18 protein-coding genes and 1 tRNA gene are annotated in these 17129 nt (G+C 63.7%); 8 read left to right on the top strand and 11 right to left on the bottom strand.

The window, feature by feature from the left end:
• Positions 1-72: 72 nt before the first annotated feature.
• The 5 genes from IVA88_RS04100 (at position 73) to IVA88_RS04120 (ending at position 5914) form a co-directional block, all read left to right on the top strand.
• Positions 73-789, top strand: a complete 717-nt coding sequence (locus IVA88_RS04100) for a prolipoprotein diacylglyceryl transferase family protein (protein WP_247496018.1) — start codon at positions 73-75, stop codon at positions 787-789.
• Positions 770-2194: a radical SAM protein gene (locus IVA88_RS04105; RefSeq protein ID WP_247496019.1), complete on the top strand. Its 1425-nt coding sequence runs from the start codon at positions 770-772 to the stop codon at positions 2192-2194. Before IVA88_RS04100 ends, IVA88_RS04105 begins: the two co-directional genes overlap by 20 nt.
• Positions 2195-2196: 2 nt before the next feature.
• A complete protein-coding gene (locus tag IVA88_RS04110; RefSeq protein WP_247496020.1) occupies positions 2197-2466 on the top strand; it encodes a hypothetical protein in 270 nt (89 codons plus the stop codon).
• A 254-nt stretch (positions 2467-2720) separates the two neighbouring features.
• A complete protein-coding gene (gene typA / locus IVA88_RS04115) occupies positions 2721-4547 on the top strand; it encodes a translational GTPase TypA (protein ID WP_247496021.1) in 1827 nt (608 codons plus the stop codon).
• A gap of 125 nt (positions 4548-4672) precedes the next feature.
• Entirely contained in the window at positions 4673-5914 is a 1242-nt protein-coding gene (locus IVA88_RS04120; RefSeq protein ID WP_247496270.1) for an NAD(P)/FAD-dependent oxidoreductase, read from the top strand.
• Positions 5915-5948: 34 nt separating this feature from the next.
• Here the strand turns inward: IVA88_RS04120 and IVA88_RS04125 are convergent, their stop codons facing one another.
• On the bottom strand, positions 5949-6356 hold the full coding sequence (locus tag IVA88_RS04125; protein WP_247496022.1) for a DCC1-like thiol-disulfide oxidoreductase family protein: 408 nt from the start codon (positions 6354-6356) through the stop codon (positions 5949-5951).
• 43 nt (positions 6357-6399) lie between these two features.
• Positions 6400-7281, bottom strand: a complete 882-nt coding sequence (locus IVA88_RS04130) for an alpha/beta fold hydrolase (protein WP_247496023.1) — start codon at positions 7279-7281, stop codon at positions 6400-6402.
• Between the two features lie 263 nt (positions 7282-7544).
• On the opposite strand from IVA88_RS04130, the gene IVA88_RS04135 reads away from it, so the two are divergent.
• Entirely contained in the window at positions 7545-8054 is a 510-nt protein-coding gene (locus tag IVA88_RS04135; RefSeq protein ID WP_007598725.1) for a GNAT family N-acetyltransferase, read from the top strand.
• Between the two features lie 177 nt (positions 8055-8231).
• Positions 8232-8765: an inorganic diphosphatase gene (ppa, locus tag IVA88_RS04140; protein WP_247496024.1), complete on the top strand. Its 534-nt coding sequence runs from the start codon at positions 8232-8234 to the stop codon at positions 8763-8765.
• Positions 8766-8861: 96 nt separating this feature from the next.
• Here ppa and folD read toward each other — a convergent pair whose 3' ends face one another.
• The 3 genes from folD to IVA88_RS04155 are packed head-to-tail and all read right to left on the bottom strand — an operon-like array spanning position 8862 to position 10412.
• Positions 8862-9746 (bottom strand): bifunctional methylenetetrahydrofolate dehydrogenase/methenyltetrahydrofolate cyclohydrolase FolD, encoded by an 885-nt coding sequence (gene folD / locus IVA88_RS04145; RefSeq protein ID WP_247496025.1) that lies wholly within the window; start codon positions 9744-9746, stop codon positions 8862-8864.
• A gap of 1 nt (position 9747) precedes the next feature.
• The gene (locus IVA88_RS04150) at positions 9748-10101 is read right to left on the bottom strand and encodes a DUF167 domain-containing protein (protein ID WP_247496026.1); all 354 of its coding nucleotides are present in this window, start codon (positions 10099-10101) and stop codon (positions 9748-9750) included.
• Between the two features lie 20 nt (positions 10102-10121).
• Complete coding sequence (locus IVA88_RS04155; protein WP_007598721.1) at positions 10122-10412, bottom strand: YggT family protein; 291 nt, start codon at positions 10410-10412, stop codon at positions 10122-10124.
• A 203-nt stretch (positions 10413-10615) separates the two neighbouring features.
• On the opposite strand from IVA88_RS04155, the gene IVA88_RS04160 reads away from it, so the two are divergent.
• A tRNA-Ala gene (locus IVA88_RS04160) sits at positions 10616-10691 on the top strand.
• 108 nt (positions 10692-10799) lie between these two features.
• On the opposite strand, the gene IVA88_RS04165 is transcribed toward IVA88_RS04160, so the two are convergent.
• The 6 genes from IVA88_RS04165 to IVA88_RS04190 all read right to left on the bottom strand — a co-directional run bounded on the left by IVA88_RS04165 (position 10800) and on the right by IVA88_RS04190 (position 17120).
• A complete protein-coding gene (locus IVA88_RS04165; RefSeq protein ID WP_247496027.1) occupies positions 10800-11612 on the bottom strand; it encodes an enoyl-CoA hydratase in 813 nt (270 codons plus the stop codon).
• A 99-nt stretch (positions 11613-11711) separates the two neighbouring features.
• Entirely contained in the window at positions 11712-12506 is a 795-nt protein-coding gene (locus tag IVA88_RS04170; protein WP_247496028.1) for a glutamine amidotransferase, read from the bottom strand.
• Positions 12507-12632: 126 nt separating this feature from the next.
• The gene (locus tag IVA88_RS04175) at positions 12633-13412 is read right to left on the bottom strand and encodes an SDR family oxidoreductase (RefSeq protein WP_247496029.1); all 780 of its coding nucleotides are present in this window, start codon (positions 13410-13412) and stop codon (positions 12633-12635) included.
• Between the two features lie 225 nt (positions 13413-13637).
• On the bottom strand, positions 13638-14126 hold the full coding sequence (locus IVA88_RS04180; protein WP_247496030.1) for a TerB family tellurite resistance protein: 489 nt from the start codon (positions 14124-14126) through the stop codon (positions 13638-13640).
• A gap of 163 nt (positions 14127-14289) precedes the next feature.
• Positions 14290-15699: an adenylate/guanylate cyclase domain-containing protein gene (locus IVA88_RS04185; protein ID WP_247496031.1), complete on the bottom strand. Its 1410-nt coding sequence runs from the start codon at positions 15697-15699 to the stop codon at positions 14290-14292.
• Positions 15700-15749: 50 nt separating this feature from the next.
• Positions 15750-17120 carry a cytochrome P450 gene (locus IVA88_RS04190; RefSeq protein WP_247496032.1) on the bottom strand — a complete coding sequence of 457 codons (1371 nt, stop codon included), beginning with the start codon at positions 17118-17120 and terminating at the stop codon, positions 15750-15752.
• Positions 17121-17129 lie beyond the last annotated feature (9 nt).

Consider the following 17129-nt stretch of genomic DNA (forward strand, 5'->3'; position numbering starts at 1 on the left):
GCCCGCCTCGCTCTACCCAGCGCGGAGAAGGGCACTATCCCGCGTGGCCTGGACCTGCGTTAATATCCCCGCATGAGCGGGGCTTTCCTTCACACTCTCTTCGACATCGCAGCCTGGCTGGCGGCGGCGGTCGCCGTCTACTGGCTGTCGCGACAGGATTTGCGGTTTCCGGCGCAATCCTTCGCGATGTCCTATCTCGCGGCGCTGGTGTTCGGTGCGGGCCTCGGGGCCTATTTGTTCGGGTCCGCCAATCTGTGGCTGTCGGGCCAAAGCGGCATTGCGCGCTCGGTCGAGGGGGCGCTCGCCGGGGGCATCGTGGCGATCGAGCTCTACAAATGGTCCGCAGGGATCGCTGTACGAACAGGCGCCCGTTTTGCGCTGCCGCTTGCGCTCGGCATCGCGATCGGCCGGCTCGGCTGCTATTTCGCGGGCCTTGACGACTTCACCTACGGCACGCCAACCGCGTTGCCCTTTGGCCATGATTTCGGCGACGGCATCCCGCGCCATCCCGTGCAGCTCTACGAAAGCGCCGCGATGGGCGTATTCGCGCTTCTCTACCTGCTGGCGGTGTTGAACCGGAGCGCGTTTGTGATCACCAATGGTTTCTACCTCGTCCTCGTCTATTATGGCGCACAGCGCTTCCTGTGGGAATTCCTCAAACCCTATGGCACGCTGATCGGCCCCTTCACGCTGTTTCACCTGCTGTCGCTGTCCATCCTGCTCTACGCCGCCGTCATGCTGGCGACGGCGCCCAAAGCGAGATCCATGCATGAACGCGCCGTTGCGTAAGTCGCGCCCCTATATATTCTGGGGCCAGACCCAGTCCCTCTGCGAGACCTGCCTGAAGCTGGTGCCGACCAAGATCCAGATCCTCGACAACGAGGTCTGGTACGAGAAGCGTTGCAAGGAGCATGGCGTCCAGTCGACGCTGGTCTCGACGGACGCAGCCTATTGGCGCCTGTGCAAGGATTTCATCAAGCCCGGCGACCGGCCGCTCGCCTTTCAACGGCATACGGAATTCGGCTGCCCCTACGATTGCGGCCTGTGCCCCGACCACGAGCAGCATTCCTGCCTGGCGCTGATCGAGATCACCGAGCATTGCAATCTGACCTGCCCGGTGTGCTTTGCCGATTCCTCGCCGGCGCGGACCAGCTTCACGCCGCTGACCAAGATCGAGCGGATGCTGGACGCGCTGGTCGCGAGCGAAGGCGAGCCTGACCTGGTGCAGATCTCCGGCGGCGAGCCGACGCTGCATCCCGACTTCTTCGCGATCCTCGATGCGGTGCGCGCCCGCCCGATCCGCCATGTCATGATCAACACCAACGGCCTGCGTATCGCCCGCGAAAAGGATTTCGTCGCGCGGCTCGCCGAGAACAAGCGCGGGCTCGAGGTCTATCTCCAGTTCGACTCGCTCGAACGCGACGCGTTGATCAATCTGCGCGGGGCGGATTTGCGAAAGATCCGCCAGCAGGCGCTGGAGAATCTCGAGCATTACGGCGTGTCGACCACGCTGGTGGCGACCATCAAGCGCGGCGTCAACGATGCGGAGATCGGCGCCATCGTCCGCCACGCCCTGAGCTGGAAGTGCGTTCGCGGCGTCACGCTCCAGCCGGTGCAGGATGCCGGCCGCAACGAGAATTTCGACAAGAACACCGACCGCATCATGCTGTCCGAGATTCGGAAGCACGTGGTCGAAACCGGCGTGTTCGGCGACAAGGACATGATCCCGCTGCCCTGCAATCCCGAAAGCATCTCGATCGGTTACGGCCTGCGCAACGGCGAGAAGGTGCTGCCGCTGACCTCGCTGATCCCGCAGGAGCAACTTGTCGCCTTGTTGCCCAATACGATAAGCCCGGAGAAGCACCCCGCGCTGAGGGAGAAATTCATCGATCTGTTTTCGCTGTCCTCGGGCCCGCTGAACACCAGCGAGCGCTTCTGCGAACTGCTGTGCTGCCTGCCGAGCTTCGAGGTGCCGCAGGGCATCACTTACGAGAACGTGTTTCGCGTCACCATCGTGCAGTTTCTCGACCGCTTCAATTTCTGCGTCGGCAACGTCAAACGCAGCTGCATCCATTTCGTCACCGAGAGCGGCGCGATCATCCCGTTCGACACCTACAATCTGTTCTACCGGAACGGGAAGATCGATGGCATTCGGGCCGCGCTGGCGGCGCAGTCAACCGAAGGAGTGTTGTAGGCATGAGCATCAGCGAGACGCCGCCGCCAGCGCCCCCGGGACCGCCTGCTGCCCCGACGAACAAGCGGAGCGGCTGCCTGACCGCGCTCATGGCGATCTTCGGGATCATCCTGCTGCTGCCCGGCGCCTGCGCGCTCCTGTTCGGCGGAATCTCGATATCCGATAGCGGCCGGATCAGTTCCGATATCGCGCCCTTGGTCCTCCTCGGCCTGGTCGTGGGGCTGGGCGGGGTTGCCCTGATCTGGGCCGCCATCAAGGGACGGCGCCCCTAGGCCCGGCTTTTCGCCTAACCCCCGGGAATTCCCGGGCAAAATTCAATCACCCAACGGCCAAAGAACACATTGTTTTTTGGCGGTTTTTGCATATATTGCGCCGCAACGCGTAGGGTCCCGGTCGATATGGCCGGGTTTCCTTTTTGGGCGGGAAGCGCCCATTTCCGATCTTCCAGCGTTGTTTCGAGAAGAGGTCCCGGTCTGACCGGCGAGATCGCGCTTAACCCATTGTCCGACTGCAAAGAAGCTCACTCATGAACCTTCGCAACATCGCCATCATCGCCCACGTCGACCACGGCAAAACGACGCTCGTCGACCGCCTGCTCCAGCAATCCGGCACCTATCGCGAGAACCAGAAGGTGACCGAGCGCGCCATGGACTCCAACGATCTGGAGCGCGAGCGCGGCATCACCATCCTGGCCAAGGCGGCCTCGGTGCAGTGGAAAGACACCCGCATCAACATCGTCGACACTCCCGGCCACGCCGATTTCGGCGGTGAGGTCGAGCGCATCCTCAACATGGTGGACGGCGCGCTGGTGCTGGTGGACGCCGCCGAAGGCCCGCTGCCGCAGACCAAGTTCGTGGTCTCCAAGGCGCTCAAGGTCGGTCTGAAACCGATCGTCGTCATCAACAAGGTTGACCGTCCCGACGCGCGGGCGACCGAAGTCATCAACGAGGTGTTCGACCTGTTCGCGGCGCTGGACGCCAGCGAGGAACAGCTCGACTTCCCGATCCTATACGGGTCAGCCAAGCAAGGCTGGATGGCCGATAGCCCGGATGGATCGCACGAAGCCGGCATGCAGCCGCTGTTCGACCTCATCGTGCGCCATGTCGCGCCGCCGACCGTCGAGGAAGGCCCGTTCCGCATGATCGGCACCATTCTGGAGGCCAACCCCTATCTCGGCCGCATCATCACCGGTCGTATCACCTCAGGCTCGATCAAGCCGAACCAGGCCGTGAAGGTGCTGGGCGCTGACGGCAAGACCATCGAGCAGGGCCGCATCACCAAGATCCTCGCCTTCCGCGGCATCGAGCGCACCCCTCTCGACGAAGCCGACGCAGGCGACATCGTCGCGATCGCCGGCCTGACCAAGGGCACCGTCGCCGACACCTTCTGCGATCCGTCGGTCGACACCCCGCTCGTGGCGCAGCCGATCGACCCGCCGACCGTGTCGATGTCCTTCATCGTCAACAACTCGCCGCTCGCGGGAACCGAAGGCGACAAGGTGACCAGCCGCATGATCCGCGACCGCCTGCTGCGCGAGTCCGAAGGAAACGTCGCGCTGCGGGTCGTCGAAGCGTCGGACAAGGATGCGATGGAAGTCTCGGGCCGCGGCGAATTGCAGCTCGCGATCCTGATCGAGACCATGCGCCGCGAAGGCTTCGAGCTCTCGGTGTCGCGTCCGCGCGTCGTGCTGCAGAAGGACGAGGCCACCGGCGCCACCCTGGAGCCGATTGAGGAAGTCGTCATCGACGTCGACGAGGAGCATTCCGGCGTCGTCGTGCAGAAGATGAGCGAGCGCAAGTCCGAGCTGATCGAGATGAAGCCCTCCGGCGGCAACCGCCTGCGGCTGGTGTTCTACGCGCCGACCCGTGGCCTGATCGGCTACCAGGGCGAACTGCTCACCGATACCCGCGGCACCGCGATCATGAACCGTCTGTTCCATGGTTACGCGCCGTACAAGGGCGAGATCCAGGGCCGCCGCAACGGCGTGCTGATCTCCAACGACCAGGGCGAAGCGGTGGCTTACGCGATGTTCAAGCTGGAGGATCGCGGCCCGATGATGATCGAGCCGGGCTGGAAGGTCTACAAAGGCATGATCGTCGGCGAGCATACCCGCGACAACGACCTCGAGATCAACGTGCTCAAGGGCAAGCAGCTCACCAACATCCGAACCACCTCGAAGGATGAAGCGGTGCGCCTGACCCCGCCGATCCGCATGACGCTGGAAAAGGCGCTGGCCTATATCGAGGACGACGAGCTGGTCGAGATCACGCCGAAGTCGATCCGCCTGCGCAAGCGGCACCTCGACCCGAACGAGCGCAAGCGCGCGGAAAAGTCCAAGGAAGCGGTGGCGTAAGAGCCACTCAGACAGACGACGAATGCGTCATGGCCGGGCTTGTCCCGGCCATCTACGTCTTCGATACTGGTGTCAATTACGTGGATGCCCGGGACGAGCCGGGCAGGACGATGAAATTGACCGCTATGTCCCTCCCCTCCTCAGTCGACGTCGCGATCATCGGCGCAGGTGCCGCGGGCCTCGGCGCGGCGCACGCGCTGGCGGGCTCGGGCCTCTCCGTAATCGTGCTGGAGGCGCGCAGCCGTATCGGCGGCCGCTCATGGACGGTGCAGGCCTCGCCAGAGGTGACGTTCGACGTCGGCTGCGGCTGGCTGCATTCGGCGGACAAGAACTCCTTCGTTCCGATCGCGCGGCAGCTCAATTTCGAACTCAATACCGACCTGCCGCCCTGGAGCGATCGCGCCTTTGGCGACGCGTTTCCGGAAATTCTGCGCCAGGATTTCGTGCGCGCGATCGATCAGTTCTACGATCGCGTCTCCGAGGCTGCGGAACAAGGCGAGGATGCTCCCGCCTCCCGCTATCTCGAACCCGGCAACCGCTGGAATCCCATGATCGACGCGGTCTCGACCTATGTAAACGGGTGCGAGCTCGATCAGGTCTCGGCCCTCGACATGGAAGCCTACGAGGACACCTACTTCAATTGGCGCGTGCGGGCCGGATATGGGGCCCTGATCGCGGCCTATGGCGCGCCTTGCCCGGTGGCGCTGAACTGCAACGTCACGCTGATCGATCATTCCGGCCAGCGCATCCGCATCGAGACATCGCAGGGCACGCTGACCGCCGACAAGGTGATCGTCACCGTGCCGACCAATCTGATCGCCGACGAAGCCATCCGGTTCTCACCTGCCTTGCCCGCCAAGGTCGATGCCGCAGCTGGCCTGCCGCTCGGCGTCGACGACAAGGTGACGCTGGCGCTCGAGGACGCCGAAGCCTTCCCGAAAGAAGGTAATCTGCGCGGCGCCAACATGCGCACCGCCATGGGCACCTATCACATTCGCCCGTTTGGCCAGCCCTGCATCGAAGGCTTTTTCGGCGGCAGCTTTGCGCGCGAGTTGGAAGATGCCGGGGACGGCGCGTTCGCAGCCCAAGGCATCGACGAGATCGCAGGCTTCCTCGGCAACGACATCAGGCGAAAGCTGAAGCCTCTCTACGAGTCCCGCTGGGCCCACGATCCCTTCGCGCGAGGCTCCTATTCGCACGCGCTGCCGGGATATGCCGGCGACCGCGCTGTGCTGGCCGCACCGGTCGATGGCCGGCTGTTCTTCGCCGGCGAAGCGACGTCGCCGAACTTCTTCACGACGGCGCATGGGGCGAGGGATTCAGGGGAGCGCGCGGCACGGGAAGTGCTGGCGTCAAACAAACCCTGACCGCAAACTCCGTCATTGCGAGCGCCGCGATGCGCTACTCGATCACCCGCGCCCGCAAATCCGCATCAGGCACGAAGCATGCTTCATACTTCCCGAAGATGCGGTAGCGGTTGCGCGCGATGAGGCTGTACACCAGGTCGCGCAACGCTTTCGGCACGGCGAACAGCGCGCGCACCCAGCCCCAGCCAGGAAGTTGCGACAGCACGGTCAGGGCAGCGTCCGACTTCATGAACACCTCGCCGCCGTGAACCACGGCATTGGTGTCGGGATCATCCGGATCGATGCCGAAGGTGCGCGCCAGCCGCGCCCCATAATCCGACTGGATCGGCGTGAAGCGAAACCGCTTCGCGGTGTCGCGCGCGGCCACGAACCGCACCCAGCGCGAGCAGAAGATGCAGACGCCGTCGAAAAGGATCACGTCATCGTCGGGCCATTTCGGCATCAGCGATCATCCAGCATCAGGGGCGCGACCAGGAAATACAGCGTCATGGCTTCTCCGGCTTCAGCGCGCGATCGAGTTCGGCACTCGCGGCTTTGACGCCGGCCTCGCTTTCGATCATCCAGTGCCCTTCGCTGCCGACCGCCGGCAGGGTGCGAAAATCGGCCTTGCCTCCGCTGCCACGAAACGCATCGACCAAGCCCCGCGAAAATGCCGGCGAGAAGTAGCTGTCATTAGCCGCAACGAGCCACATGACGGGGATGCGCGCGGCCTTGCCGAATTCAGCAGCCGCCCCAAGAAGCGTATGCGGCGCGCAGATCCGGTTCGGCTCATCATTGGCCTGGCCACCGCGGCCCGGCGCAAAGGCGATGATGGCAGAGATCGTCTTCGGATCAGCATTCGCGAGCGCCAGCGCGCCCCAGCCGCCGGCGGAATGGCCGATCACGATCGCGGCGTCCTTGCGGATAAAATCCTGCTTCCGCAAATAGTCCAGCGCGAGCGAGATTTCGTCGGCCGTTGCGCGGCCTGAGCGCGCATAATCCGCCTCGTCACAGCCACCCTGGTCCTCGACATAGCGGCCGCCGGTCGCGCCATGGCCGAGCCGCTCCGGCACCAGCACGGCGAAGCCGCGCGCGATGAGGAATGCAGTGAGTGCGCGGTATTCCGGCTGCGGCGTTTGCGCGCGCCGCAAGCCGTTTTGCGTCGAAGCATGCGCAATCACCGCAAGCCGGAACAGCCCAGCGCCTGGCGGTCGAAACAGCAGAGCATGAGCGGCGATGTCGCTATCCGGCGATGGCACGCGCCATTGCTGGCGACGAAACGGCTCGCCCTCCGCGCCGGCCGAACCAGGCGTGACCTGAGCGCACACAGGCGGCGCAGTCAGCAAGGCCAACATAGACATAAGCACGAGGATATTGAGGAGCCGCATGAATTGCCGGAGGCGAGAACAGCGACAGTCACACTAGTAGGAACGAATCAATATCGGCAGACTTTCTGCGTTGCCATCGCCGTTCATTCGTTGCCGCAACAGCAGTTTTGCACCGACCCATGGCACTCCAGTGCCGTTCGAATTGGCGTCTTGTCTTTTTTCGGCACAACACGGCTGAAATACTGATGCAGAAAGTCCACAGGTTAACCGATAATTAACGATAGGTCTTGCCGCCGGCGCGGCGACTTGGTTTGATCACGTCCATGAGCACAACCCTGATCGAGGTCCGGCCGGCCAAAGCCGCAGATGCAACTGCGGTGGCGTCCACCCATGACGAAGCCTGGCGTTCCGCCTATCAGGGCATCATTCCCGGCGCCGAACTGGAAAAGCTGATCAACCGCCGCGGTCCGCAATGGTGGGACAGCGCGATCCGCAAGGGCAGCCGCGTCAGCGTGCTGGTGTTCGGAGACAAGATCGCGGGCTACGCCAATTACGGCCGCAACCGCGCCCGCAGCCTGCATTTCGACGGCGAGGTCTACGAGCTCTATCTGCGTCCCGAATTCCAGGGCCTGGGCTTTGGCCGCCGCCTGTTCACAGCGGCCCGCCGCGACCTGATGCAGAGCGGCCTGAAGAGCATGGTGGTGTGGGCGCTCTCGGACAACGATCCGGCCACCGAGTTCTACCGTGCCTTGGGCGGCCGCATGGTGGCGCGCTCCTCGGAGCGTTTCGGGCCGAAGTCGCTCGACAAGGTTGCCTTCGCTTGGACCAATTGAGCTGCTGAAGTCCGGTCGGCAGCGTTTCCCTTCCGTCGATACCGCTGCCATTTGAGCCGGTGATCGCTGGATTCATTATTTCACAAAAACGCGATGGATCAGCGGGCCAAGCCCGCGTATGACAGCGCCAAAATCGCTGCCGGGCGCGATTTAACCTCGGCAACAACGGAGCCTTGAATGCGTATCGATGCGGTCTCGATCGGGAAAAACGTCCCCTACGACGTCAACGTCATCATCGAAGTCCCCGTGGGCGGCGAACCGATCAAATACGAGATGGACAAGGAAGCCGGCACGCTGGTGGTCGACCGCTTCCTCTACACGCCGATGCGTTACCCCGGTAACTACGGCTTCATCCCGCACACGCTGTCCGATGACGGCGACCCCTGCGACGTCCTGATCATCAACACCCGCGCCATCATCCCTGGCGCCGTCATGAGCGTGCGCCCGGTCGGCGTGCTTTTCATGGAAGACGAAGCCGGCGGCGACGAGAAGATTTTGGCGGTGCCCTCGTCCAAGCTCACCCAGCGCTACGACAAGGTGAAGTCGTATTCCGACCTGCCGGACATCACGCTCCAGCAGATCCAGCACTTCTTCGAGCACTACAAGGATCTCGAGCCCGGCAAGTGGGTGAAGATCCTGCGTTGGGGCGGCCCCGAGGATGCGCACAAGCTGATCCTCGAAGGCATCGATCGCGAGAAGAAGAAGGCCTAATCGTCATTCCGGTTCGCTCGTTCAGCGCGAACCCGGAATTTGGAAGTTGTGGCGCTCAATTCCGGGTTCGCACTTCGTGCGCCCCGGAATGACGGATCAAACCGCCGGCTTCGGCAGCCCGGCGATCGCGCAGGCCGCGCGCAACGTGTTCACCAGCAGGCACGCGACCGTCATCTGGCCAACGCCGCCCGGCACCGGCGTGATGGCGCCAGCCACTGCGAGCGCTTCCTGATAGGCAACATCGCCGACGAGCCGCGTCTTGCCGTCGTCCTTCGGAATCCGGTTGATGCCGACGTCGATCACGGTCGCCCCCGGCTTCAGCCAGTCGCCGCGTACCATCTCGGACTTTCCGACCGCGGCGTAGACGAGGTCGGCGCGCTTCACGAGCCCTTGCAGGTCGCGCGAGCGCGAATGCGCGATGGTCACCGTGGCGTTCTCGTTCAGCAACAGCTGCACCAGCGGGCGCCCGACGAGGTTGGAGCGGCCGATGACGATAGCGTTCATCCCTTCAAGCGATGCATGCACGCTCTTGGTCAAAATGATGCAACCGAGCGGCGTGCAGGGCGACAGCGCCTCGAAACCGCCGGCGAGGCGGCCGGCATTGTTCGGATGCAGCCCGTCGACATCCTTGGCGGGGTCGATGGCATTGACGACGGCCTCGGTGTTGAGGCCCTTGGGCAGCGGCAGTTGCACCAGAATACCGTGCACGGTGGTATCGCGGTTGAGTTTTGCGACCAGCGCCAGGAGATCTGCTTGCGAGACGTCGGCCGGCAGCTTGTGCTCGAACGAGGCCATACCGGCGGCCTGGGTCTGGGTGTGTTTCGAGCGGACATAGACCTCGCTCGCCGGGTCGCTTCCGACCAGGACCACCGCAAGGCCGGGCACCAGATTGTGCTCGCGTTTGACGCGGGCGACCTCGTCGGCGACGCGGGCACGCAGTTCCGCGGCGATGACTTTTCCGTCGATGATCTTGGCGGCCATGTCAGTTCCCTCGGTCTGTCGATTTGGCTGATGCGAGCTGGCGCAGGGCTTCGCCGAGCCGCGCCGGATCGCCGTCGACCGCGATCTGCTTCAGCCGCGAGGTCGCTCCCGACAGAAGTTTTACGCTGGCCTTGGGCACGCCAAGCGATTTCGCCAACAGCACCAGAACGGCTTTGTTGGCCTCGCCGCCATCGGCAATGGCGCGCACCCGCACCTTGAGCACGCTGCGGCCGTCGGCCAGCTGCTCGATCCCGTCGATATCGTCGCGGCCGCCGCGCGGGGTTACCCGCAGCGCGATGCTGATGCCTGCGGCCGAATAGCGCCAAGGTTCCTTGGTAACAAGGCTCTTTGGCAAGCTAAGGCGCTCCAGCCTGCTTAGATCACGTTGGGATAGATGTAGTACAGGATCACCCGCTCGATGAACATGATGAGCAGGATCAGGATGATCGGCGAGATGTCGAGGCCGCCGAGGCTGGGCAGGAAATTGCGAATCGGCGCCAGGACCGGCTCGGTGATTCGGTACAGGAATTCCGCCACCGCCGAAACGAACTGGTTGCGGGTATTGACGACGTTGAAGGCGATCAGCCAGGACAGGATCGCGGACGCGATCAGCAGCCAGACGTAGAGGTCGAGCACGATGATGACGATGTCGAGAACGGCACGCATGGCTTTTGAAGACTCTGGCTTTTGAAAATTCTGGCTGCGGTCGGGATTGACGCCTGTTGCTAGATATCGGTTCCCCCCGGCCCAAACAAGGGAAGTCGGTGCCGGGATGGCTAAAACCGGGTTACACCCGTCCTTGACTTGACCTTGGCGGGGACTTAAATGGCGCCCGGTTGTCGGCCGCGTTACCAGAGCGGCCGACAAACGGGGCCATAGCTCAGCTGGGAGAGCGCGTCGTTCGCAATGACGAGGTCGGCGGTTCGATCCCGCCTGGCTCCACCAGCCTTCGCAGGCTGCGCCTGCTTCGGCTCGGCAAGCCCTCGCGTAGCGAAGGCTGTCCCGCCATAGCCCGAAGGGCGACGGCGGACCGTCTCCTCAAATCGCGTGCCCCTACCTCCCCATAAACCTTGGTGGCCGCTTCTCCATGAAGCTCGCAACCCCCTCCCTAAAATCGCTGCCGTTCAGCGCCTCCATCATGTCCCGGTTGGCCTCGATCGTCGCCTCCGCCAGCGTCTGGAACGGCACCTCGTAGAGTTGCCGCTTGATCACGGCCATCGCGCTCGGCGAGACGAAATCGGCGAGGTCGCGCGCATAGGCATGGGTCTCCTCGCGCAGCTTCTCTGGCGAGCAAAGCCGATTCACCAAACCGATCCGCAATGCCTCGTCGCTTCCCACGCGCCTCGCCGAGAGCAACAGATCCATCGCATTGGCATGACCGACGATGCGCGGCAGCATCCAGCTGATGCCATGCTCGGCGATCAGGCCGCGCCGCGCGAAGGCGGTGGTGAACACGGCGTTGTCGGCGGCAAAGCGCAGATCGCAATAGAGCGCTTGGACGAGGCCGATGCCGGCGGTTGCGCCGTTGAGCATGGCAATGACAGGCTTTCCGATCGACGGGTAGAAGCCGTAGCGCGTCTGCCAGTCGGGCCGCCGGTTCATGTCGAAGGGCGGCAGGTTCGAGGCACGCCTGACGTCATCAGGGTCGAGCCCCTTCAGTGCATCCATGTCGGCGCCGGCGCAGAAGGCGCGGCCCGCGCCGGTGAGCACAATGACGCGGACATTGTCGTCGGCGCTCGATGCTTCCATCGCATGGCGCACGTCGCGCTCCATGATCGGCGTCCACGCATTCATGCGGTCGGGACGGTTGAGCGTGATGGTCGCGACCTTGTCGCTGACGTCACAGAGAATGTGTTCATAGACCATGGCGCTCTCCCTTTGTTTGCCGGCGCGCATTCGCGCTCGCTCGTTGGCAGCGAGCCTAGCATATCAAGGGAAGAGGCAAGCGCTTGCGCTAAGGCGCGATCACTCGGCGGCTTGCGCCAGCACCGGCCGGCGCACCAGCCAGCCGTCGATGAAGTGATCGAGCCAGGCGCGTTCCGCGGCATCGTAGACGGCACGGTCCGCGAAATGGTGATGCCGCTGCCGCGCGCCGGGCGCGCTGAGGCCGTCATAGCCGCGCGTGGTCCAGCGATGCATCATCGCGTAGGTCACGTCAGGATGAAACTGCACGCCGAAAGCGTTGATGGTGCGGAACGCCTGCACCGGAAAATCATCGCCTTCCGCAAGCAGTTCCGCGCCAACCGGCAGTTCGAAGCCTTCGCGATGCCAGTGATAGACTCGCGCCGGCCAGCGCGGGAAAAGCGCGTGTCCGGCGGCTGTCGGGCGGATCGGGTAGTAGCCGATCTGGGTCAGCGCATCCGCATGCGGCGCGACGCGGGCCCCTAACTGCTTCGCCAGCATCTGCGCGCCGAGGCAGATGCCGAGGAACGGCCGCTGCTCGCGGAGCGGAATTTCGATCCAGTCGATCTCGCGGCGGATGTAGTCGTCGGGATCGTTGGCGCTCATGGGACCGCCGAAGATCACAGCGCCCGCATGCTGATCGAGCGTCTCAGGCAGGGGATCACCGAAGCGGGGACGACGGATGTCGAGGCGATGGCCGAGCGCGCGCAACGCATTGCCGACGCGGCCGGGCGTCGAGGATTCCTGATGCAGGATCATGAGGACCGGCAACCGGGTTTCGGAGGCGGCGACGTTCGGCGTCCTTCTGGGGAAGGGCACCACTTCTGCGCCACCAAACCTGTCCGTCCGGAACGACATGGTCTCTGCGAGTGCTATCGGTTCAGACCGCGAGCATAGCTAAGTGATCGTTAATTTCGTGTGAGTTTGCGCACACACGCCCGATATTGAAGCAAGCTCCGGGCCACGACGGACCCAGAGCTCTCTTCAGTGCCTTTGCCTCTGGAACCGGCTGGTGGCGGCGAGGATGAACCCGCGCGGGAAGAAGCGCAGCGCGAATGGCACAATCTTGATGCCCAGACCGGGAAGCACTGCCCGTTTGTTGGCCATCAGGCCGCGATAGGCCTGCCGTGCAACATCGACGGCAGAAACATTGAGAAGAGCCGTATCATGTCCGGACCCGACGCCGGCGCGCGCCTGGAATTCGGTCGGCACCGGCCCGGGGCAAAGTACGGTGACGCGAACGCCATGCGGTGCAAGCTCCGCCCGGAGGGCCTCGGTGAAGGAAATCACATAGGCCTTGGACGCGTAGTAGACGGCCATGCCGGGGCCGGGCAGAAAACCGGCGACCGATCCGACATTGAGAAGACCACCCTTGTTCCTGATGAGCTGATCGGCAAAGCGCAGCGACAGATCCGTCAGAGCCCGGACGTTGACATCGACGATGCCGATCTGTTCGACGCGATCGCGCTCGATTGCGTCCCCGAATACGCCGAAGCCGGCATTGTTGACGAGATGATCGAGCTCGACGCCTTCGGCCGCGAGCGCAGCGGCAATCTTCTCGCCGGCATCCGTGTCCTCGAGATCGCAGGCGATCACGATCGGCTTCTTGCCGCCCTTGGCGGCGAGCTCGTGCGCCAGCACCTCCAGCCGGTCCACCCGACGCGCCGTCAGCGCGAGCCGGTGTCCGTTCGCGGCGAACACACGGGCCAGCTCCGTGCCGATGCCCGCCGAGGCACCGGTGATCAACGTTACCCGCTCAGTCACGATCGAAGTCTCTTGATGAAGGTTTGGCCCGGCAATGGCGGAACCAGAGCATAGGCCGTGCGCGACAGGCAAGCGACGCCGGCAGCATGGCCACTTGAGCGGGAAACGGGTGAGCCGAAAAGCCGCGAATTTACAGGGAATCCGGAACCCAGGCAGCCCAAGGGTTACATTAAAGTTTCGTCATGTGGTTCGCACAACCTGCAATCTGCCGGTGTTTGCGCCGGCTCAGCCGCCGAGGACGCTGTCCTTGACCTGACCACCGGCACGGTCGGCTACGGCGTGCTTCAGGTCGATCCGGTCGCGCTGGGCAATCCCGAGCAGGTCGGAAGCGCGCCAGACGACATTGTCCTCGAACTCGGTAACCTGGCCGTCGGCGTACACCAGCTCCCACATCATCCGAACGATGCGCTTGCGGCCCTCTTCGTCGAGCGAGCGCATGATGATGCTGGTGAAGTGATAGAGGTCGACCGCCTCGCCCTCGACTTCTGTCGCATCCGCGATCAGGCGATCCGCGGTGCCGCGATCGAGCCCAAAGTGGCTTTCGATCAGGCTGTGCAACTTGCGCTGCTCGGCAGCCGTCGGCTGACCGTCCAGCGAGATCACGTGAACCAGCAGCGCGGTGGCTGCCAGCCTGTAGTCGCTATCGCCGAATGCGCGGTCCTGCGCATGGGGAGCAACAATGTCGGCGATGAATTGGCGCAGGCCGTCGAGCATGGGGTCCTACCGAAATCGATGAAGCCGCGGAAGCGCGGCAGCTACAGCAGTATATGAGCAGGAAACCCAATCGGCGCAACGTGCGTCAGTTCCGCGCGCCGCATTACGTTTCGGCAATCTGAGCGTTGTTATTCCGGCGTTGCCGAGACGGCGCAAGATGCCGTTACGGTATCTCGTACACCACCATCTTGTCGGCGATGCCGCGCAGGGCGGCCTGCTTCTGGATCGGCCTGATTTCGCGCTGCTTGAGGACTTCGGCGACCGCCGGCGCATCCAGCACCGGGCCGGTGATGTGGATCTCCTGCGCGGTCGAGAGGCTCTGCACGCGGGCGGCGATGTTGACGGTCTGGCCGAAATAATCCTGCCGCTCGTTGAGCATCACCGCGAGGCACGGACCTTCGTGGATGCCGATCTTGACAATGAGATCGGCCGTGCCACGCTTTTTGTTGAGATCGTCCATCGCCGCGCGCATCCGCAAACCCGCCGCGATCGCATGCTCGGGACGGACGAAGGTTGCCATCACGGCATCGCCGATGGTCTTCACCACCGCGCCTTTCTCCGACGAGATGATCTCGAGCAGCGCGTGGAAATGCGCACGCACGAGATCGAAGGCGGCGAGATCGCCGACGCGCTCATAGAGCGCGGTCGATCCCTTCAGATCTGTGAACAGGAAGGTCAGCGAGGTGATCTGGAGCCGCTGGTCGAGACTGAGATTGTCCGCCTTGAACACATCGCGAAACGTCTGGTTCGACAGCATCCGCTTGGCGGTCAGGAACGGCTTGCGCTTGCCGATGAGGTGATGAAGCGCCTCGGCCGCGATGAACACCGACGGCAGCACGCGCACGCCGGCCTGGTTTTCCAGCGACAGCCGCAGCGGGCCCGGCCGCATGGTCGTGGTTCCCGTCGGCGCCTGAACCTTGTTGTACATGATGGCGAGCTGCTGACGGTCCTTGGTCGGCTCGCCCTGCACGTCGATGAAATGGGCCGCGTGCGTCACCGGCTCGAAGATGATGATGAAGTCGTTCGGCAGTTGCAGCGACATGGTCGCCTTCTCGCCGGCCGGCAGCTCCATCGTATCCAGCGTCACCTCGTTGGCGAGCGTCGCGAACGAGTCCTTATTGAAGTCGACGCCGGAGCTCCAGAACACCTGCTTGAAATACTCCCACACCGGAAGCGTGTCAGGATCGTGCGCGGCGATGCGCCGGACACGTGAATTGACGGTGAAGGAGACCTCGACCTGATCGTCGACGGAGGTCTTGTAGCCGCAGGCACAGAGCGCACAGTGATACTCGTCCGGCTTGAGCGCCTTCAGGGTCGAATGCGCCCCCAGCACGCCGCCGCAGCCCGGGCACAGCACGTTCCAGCCGAGATCGAACAGGCCAAGCCGTGCCGAATGCAGGAACGCCGAGATCACGCGCTCTTCGTCGAGGCCGTGCTCTCTGGAGAAGTCCAAGACATTGACGCGGTTGAGTTCGTGATCCTCGCCATCTTCGATGAGGCGCGTGATCGCGTCGACCACTTTTGCATCGGCGGTCTGCTTCAGAACGGAAAACTGGGCCTGGATGTCGCTCATGGCGCAACTCTATCTGGTGTGGATCACGCCGTCGGCCAGGCGAACGCCTGTCACCGACGCGTGATGCGGAACAGCGGTGAATGGTCCGGCTGGGTCGTGACGACGCCGAGCGGGATAACGGGATTGGTGGTATCGGCAAGCTCGACGCGGAATGCACCTATCAACCGGGCCAGCGCCAGCACGGACTCGGCTTGCGCGAATGGCGCGCCGATGCAAACGCGCGGACCCGCGCCAAAGGGCAGATAGGCAAACCGATCGGGCGCTTCCGTCGACATGAAGCGTTTTGGAATGAACGCATTCGGCTGATCCCACAGCTTCTCGTGCCGGTGCAGCAGCCACGGCGCGATCATGATGATGTCGCCCTTGCCGATCTCGACGCCGGCCGCATTGTCCTTCTCGCGCGCGGCCCGGGCGATCAGGAAGGCGGGCGGATAGAGCCGCATGGTTTCCTCGATCGCGGCGCGGGTGAACTTCTGGCGATCGATGTCAGCCATGCTGTCGAGATGTTCGCCACGCGTCTCGGAGGCGATCTCCTCCTGCGTATCGGGATCGAGCGCGAGCAGATAGAGCGCCCAGAACAGCGCGGTCGCCGTGGTCTCGTGTCCCGCGAGGATCATGGTCGCGACCTCGTCGACGAGTTGCTCGTCCGAAAAACCCTTGCCGGTTTCAGGGTCGCGCGCCTCGTCCATGAGATCGAAAAGATCGCGCGGCGGCGCGCCGTCCTTCTTGCCCATCTCACGTCGCTCGGCGATCAGCATCGCGACGAATTCGGTCCAGCGCTTGCGGAAACGGGCGCGGGCAAAATCCATCGGGCTCGGCCAGGACAGGGGCAGCACCATGTCGAGCAAGTACGGCCGCCCGAGTCGGGCTCCATACTCCATGACGAAGTTGCGCAACGTCGGACCATGCCGGTCCATACCGAACGAGAACATGGTGCGTCCGGCGATCTCCAGCGTCATGCGCTGCATGATCTCGCGCAGATCGACCGGCTCGCTCGTGCGTGCATCCAGCTTCGCGATGGTCTCGTCGAGCACCGCCGTCATGTGCGGAACGAGATTTGCCGTCGCACGCGGCGTGAACGCCGGCGCGAGGGTACGACGCTGAAACGTCCACGAATGGCCCTCCGCAATCAGAAGGCCGTCGCCGAGCACGGGACGCAGCATGCGGATGCCCGCCGGGGTGCGCGAATAGTTCTCGTAATTGCTGAGCAGGACATGCCGGATCGCATCCGGCTGGTTGAGGATGAAGCTGTTGCGGAAGAAGAAGCGGCCCTGGATGACGTCTTCCTCATAGGCGCGCTGCCCCCAGGTCGCGATCATGTTCCGCTTGATCACTGCAAGCCGGCCGAGGAACGACATGTCGTCGGGCGCACGCGGCGGGGTCGGAGGGACGATGGGCCGACGCACACTGGCGATGTTCATGGCTCTCTC

Source organism: Bradyrhizobium sp. 149, from assembly GCF_023073915.1.
In the GTDB taxonomy this organism is placed as follows: domain Bacteria; phylum Pseudomonadota; class Alphaproteobacteria; order Rhizobiales; family Xanthobacteraceae; genus Bradyrhizobium.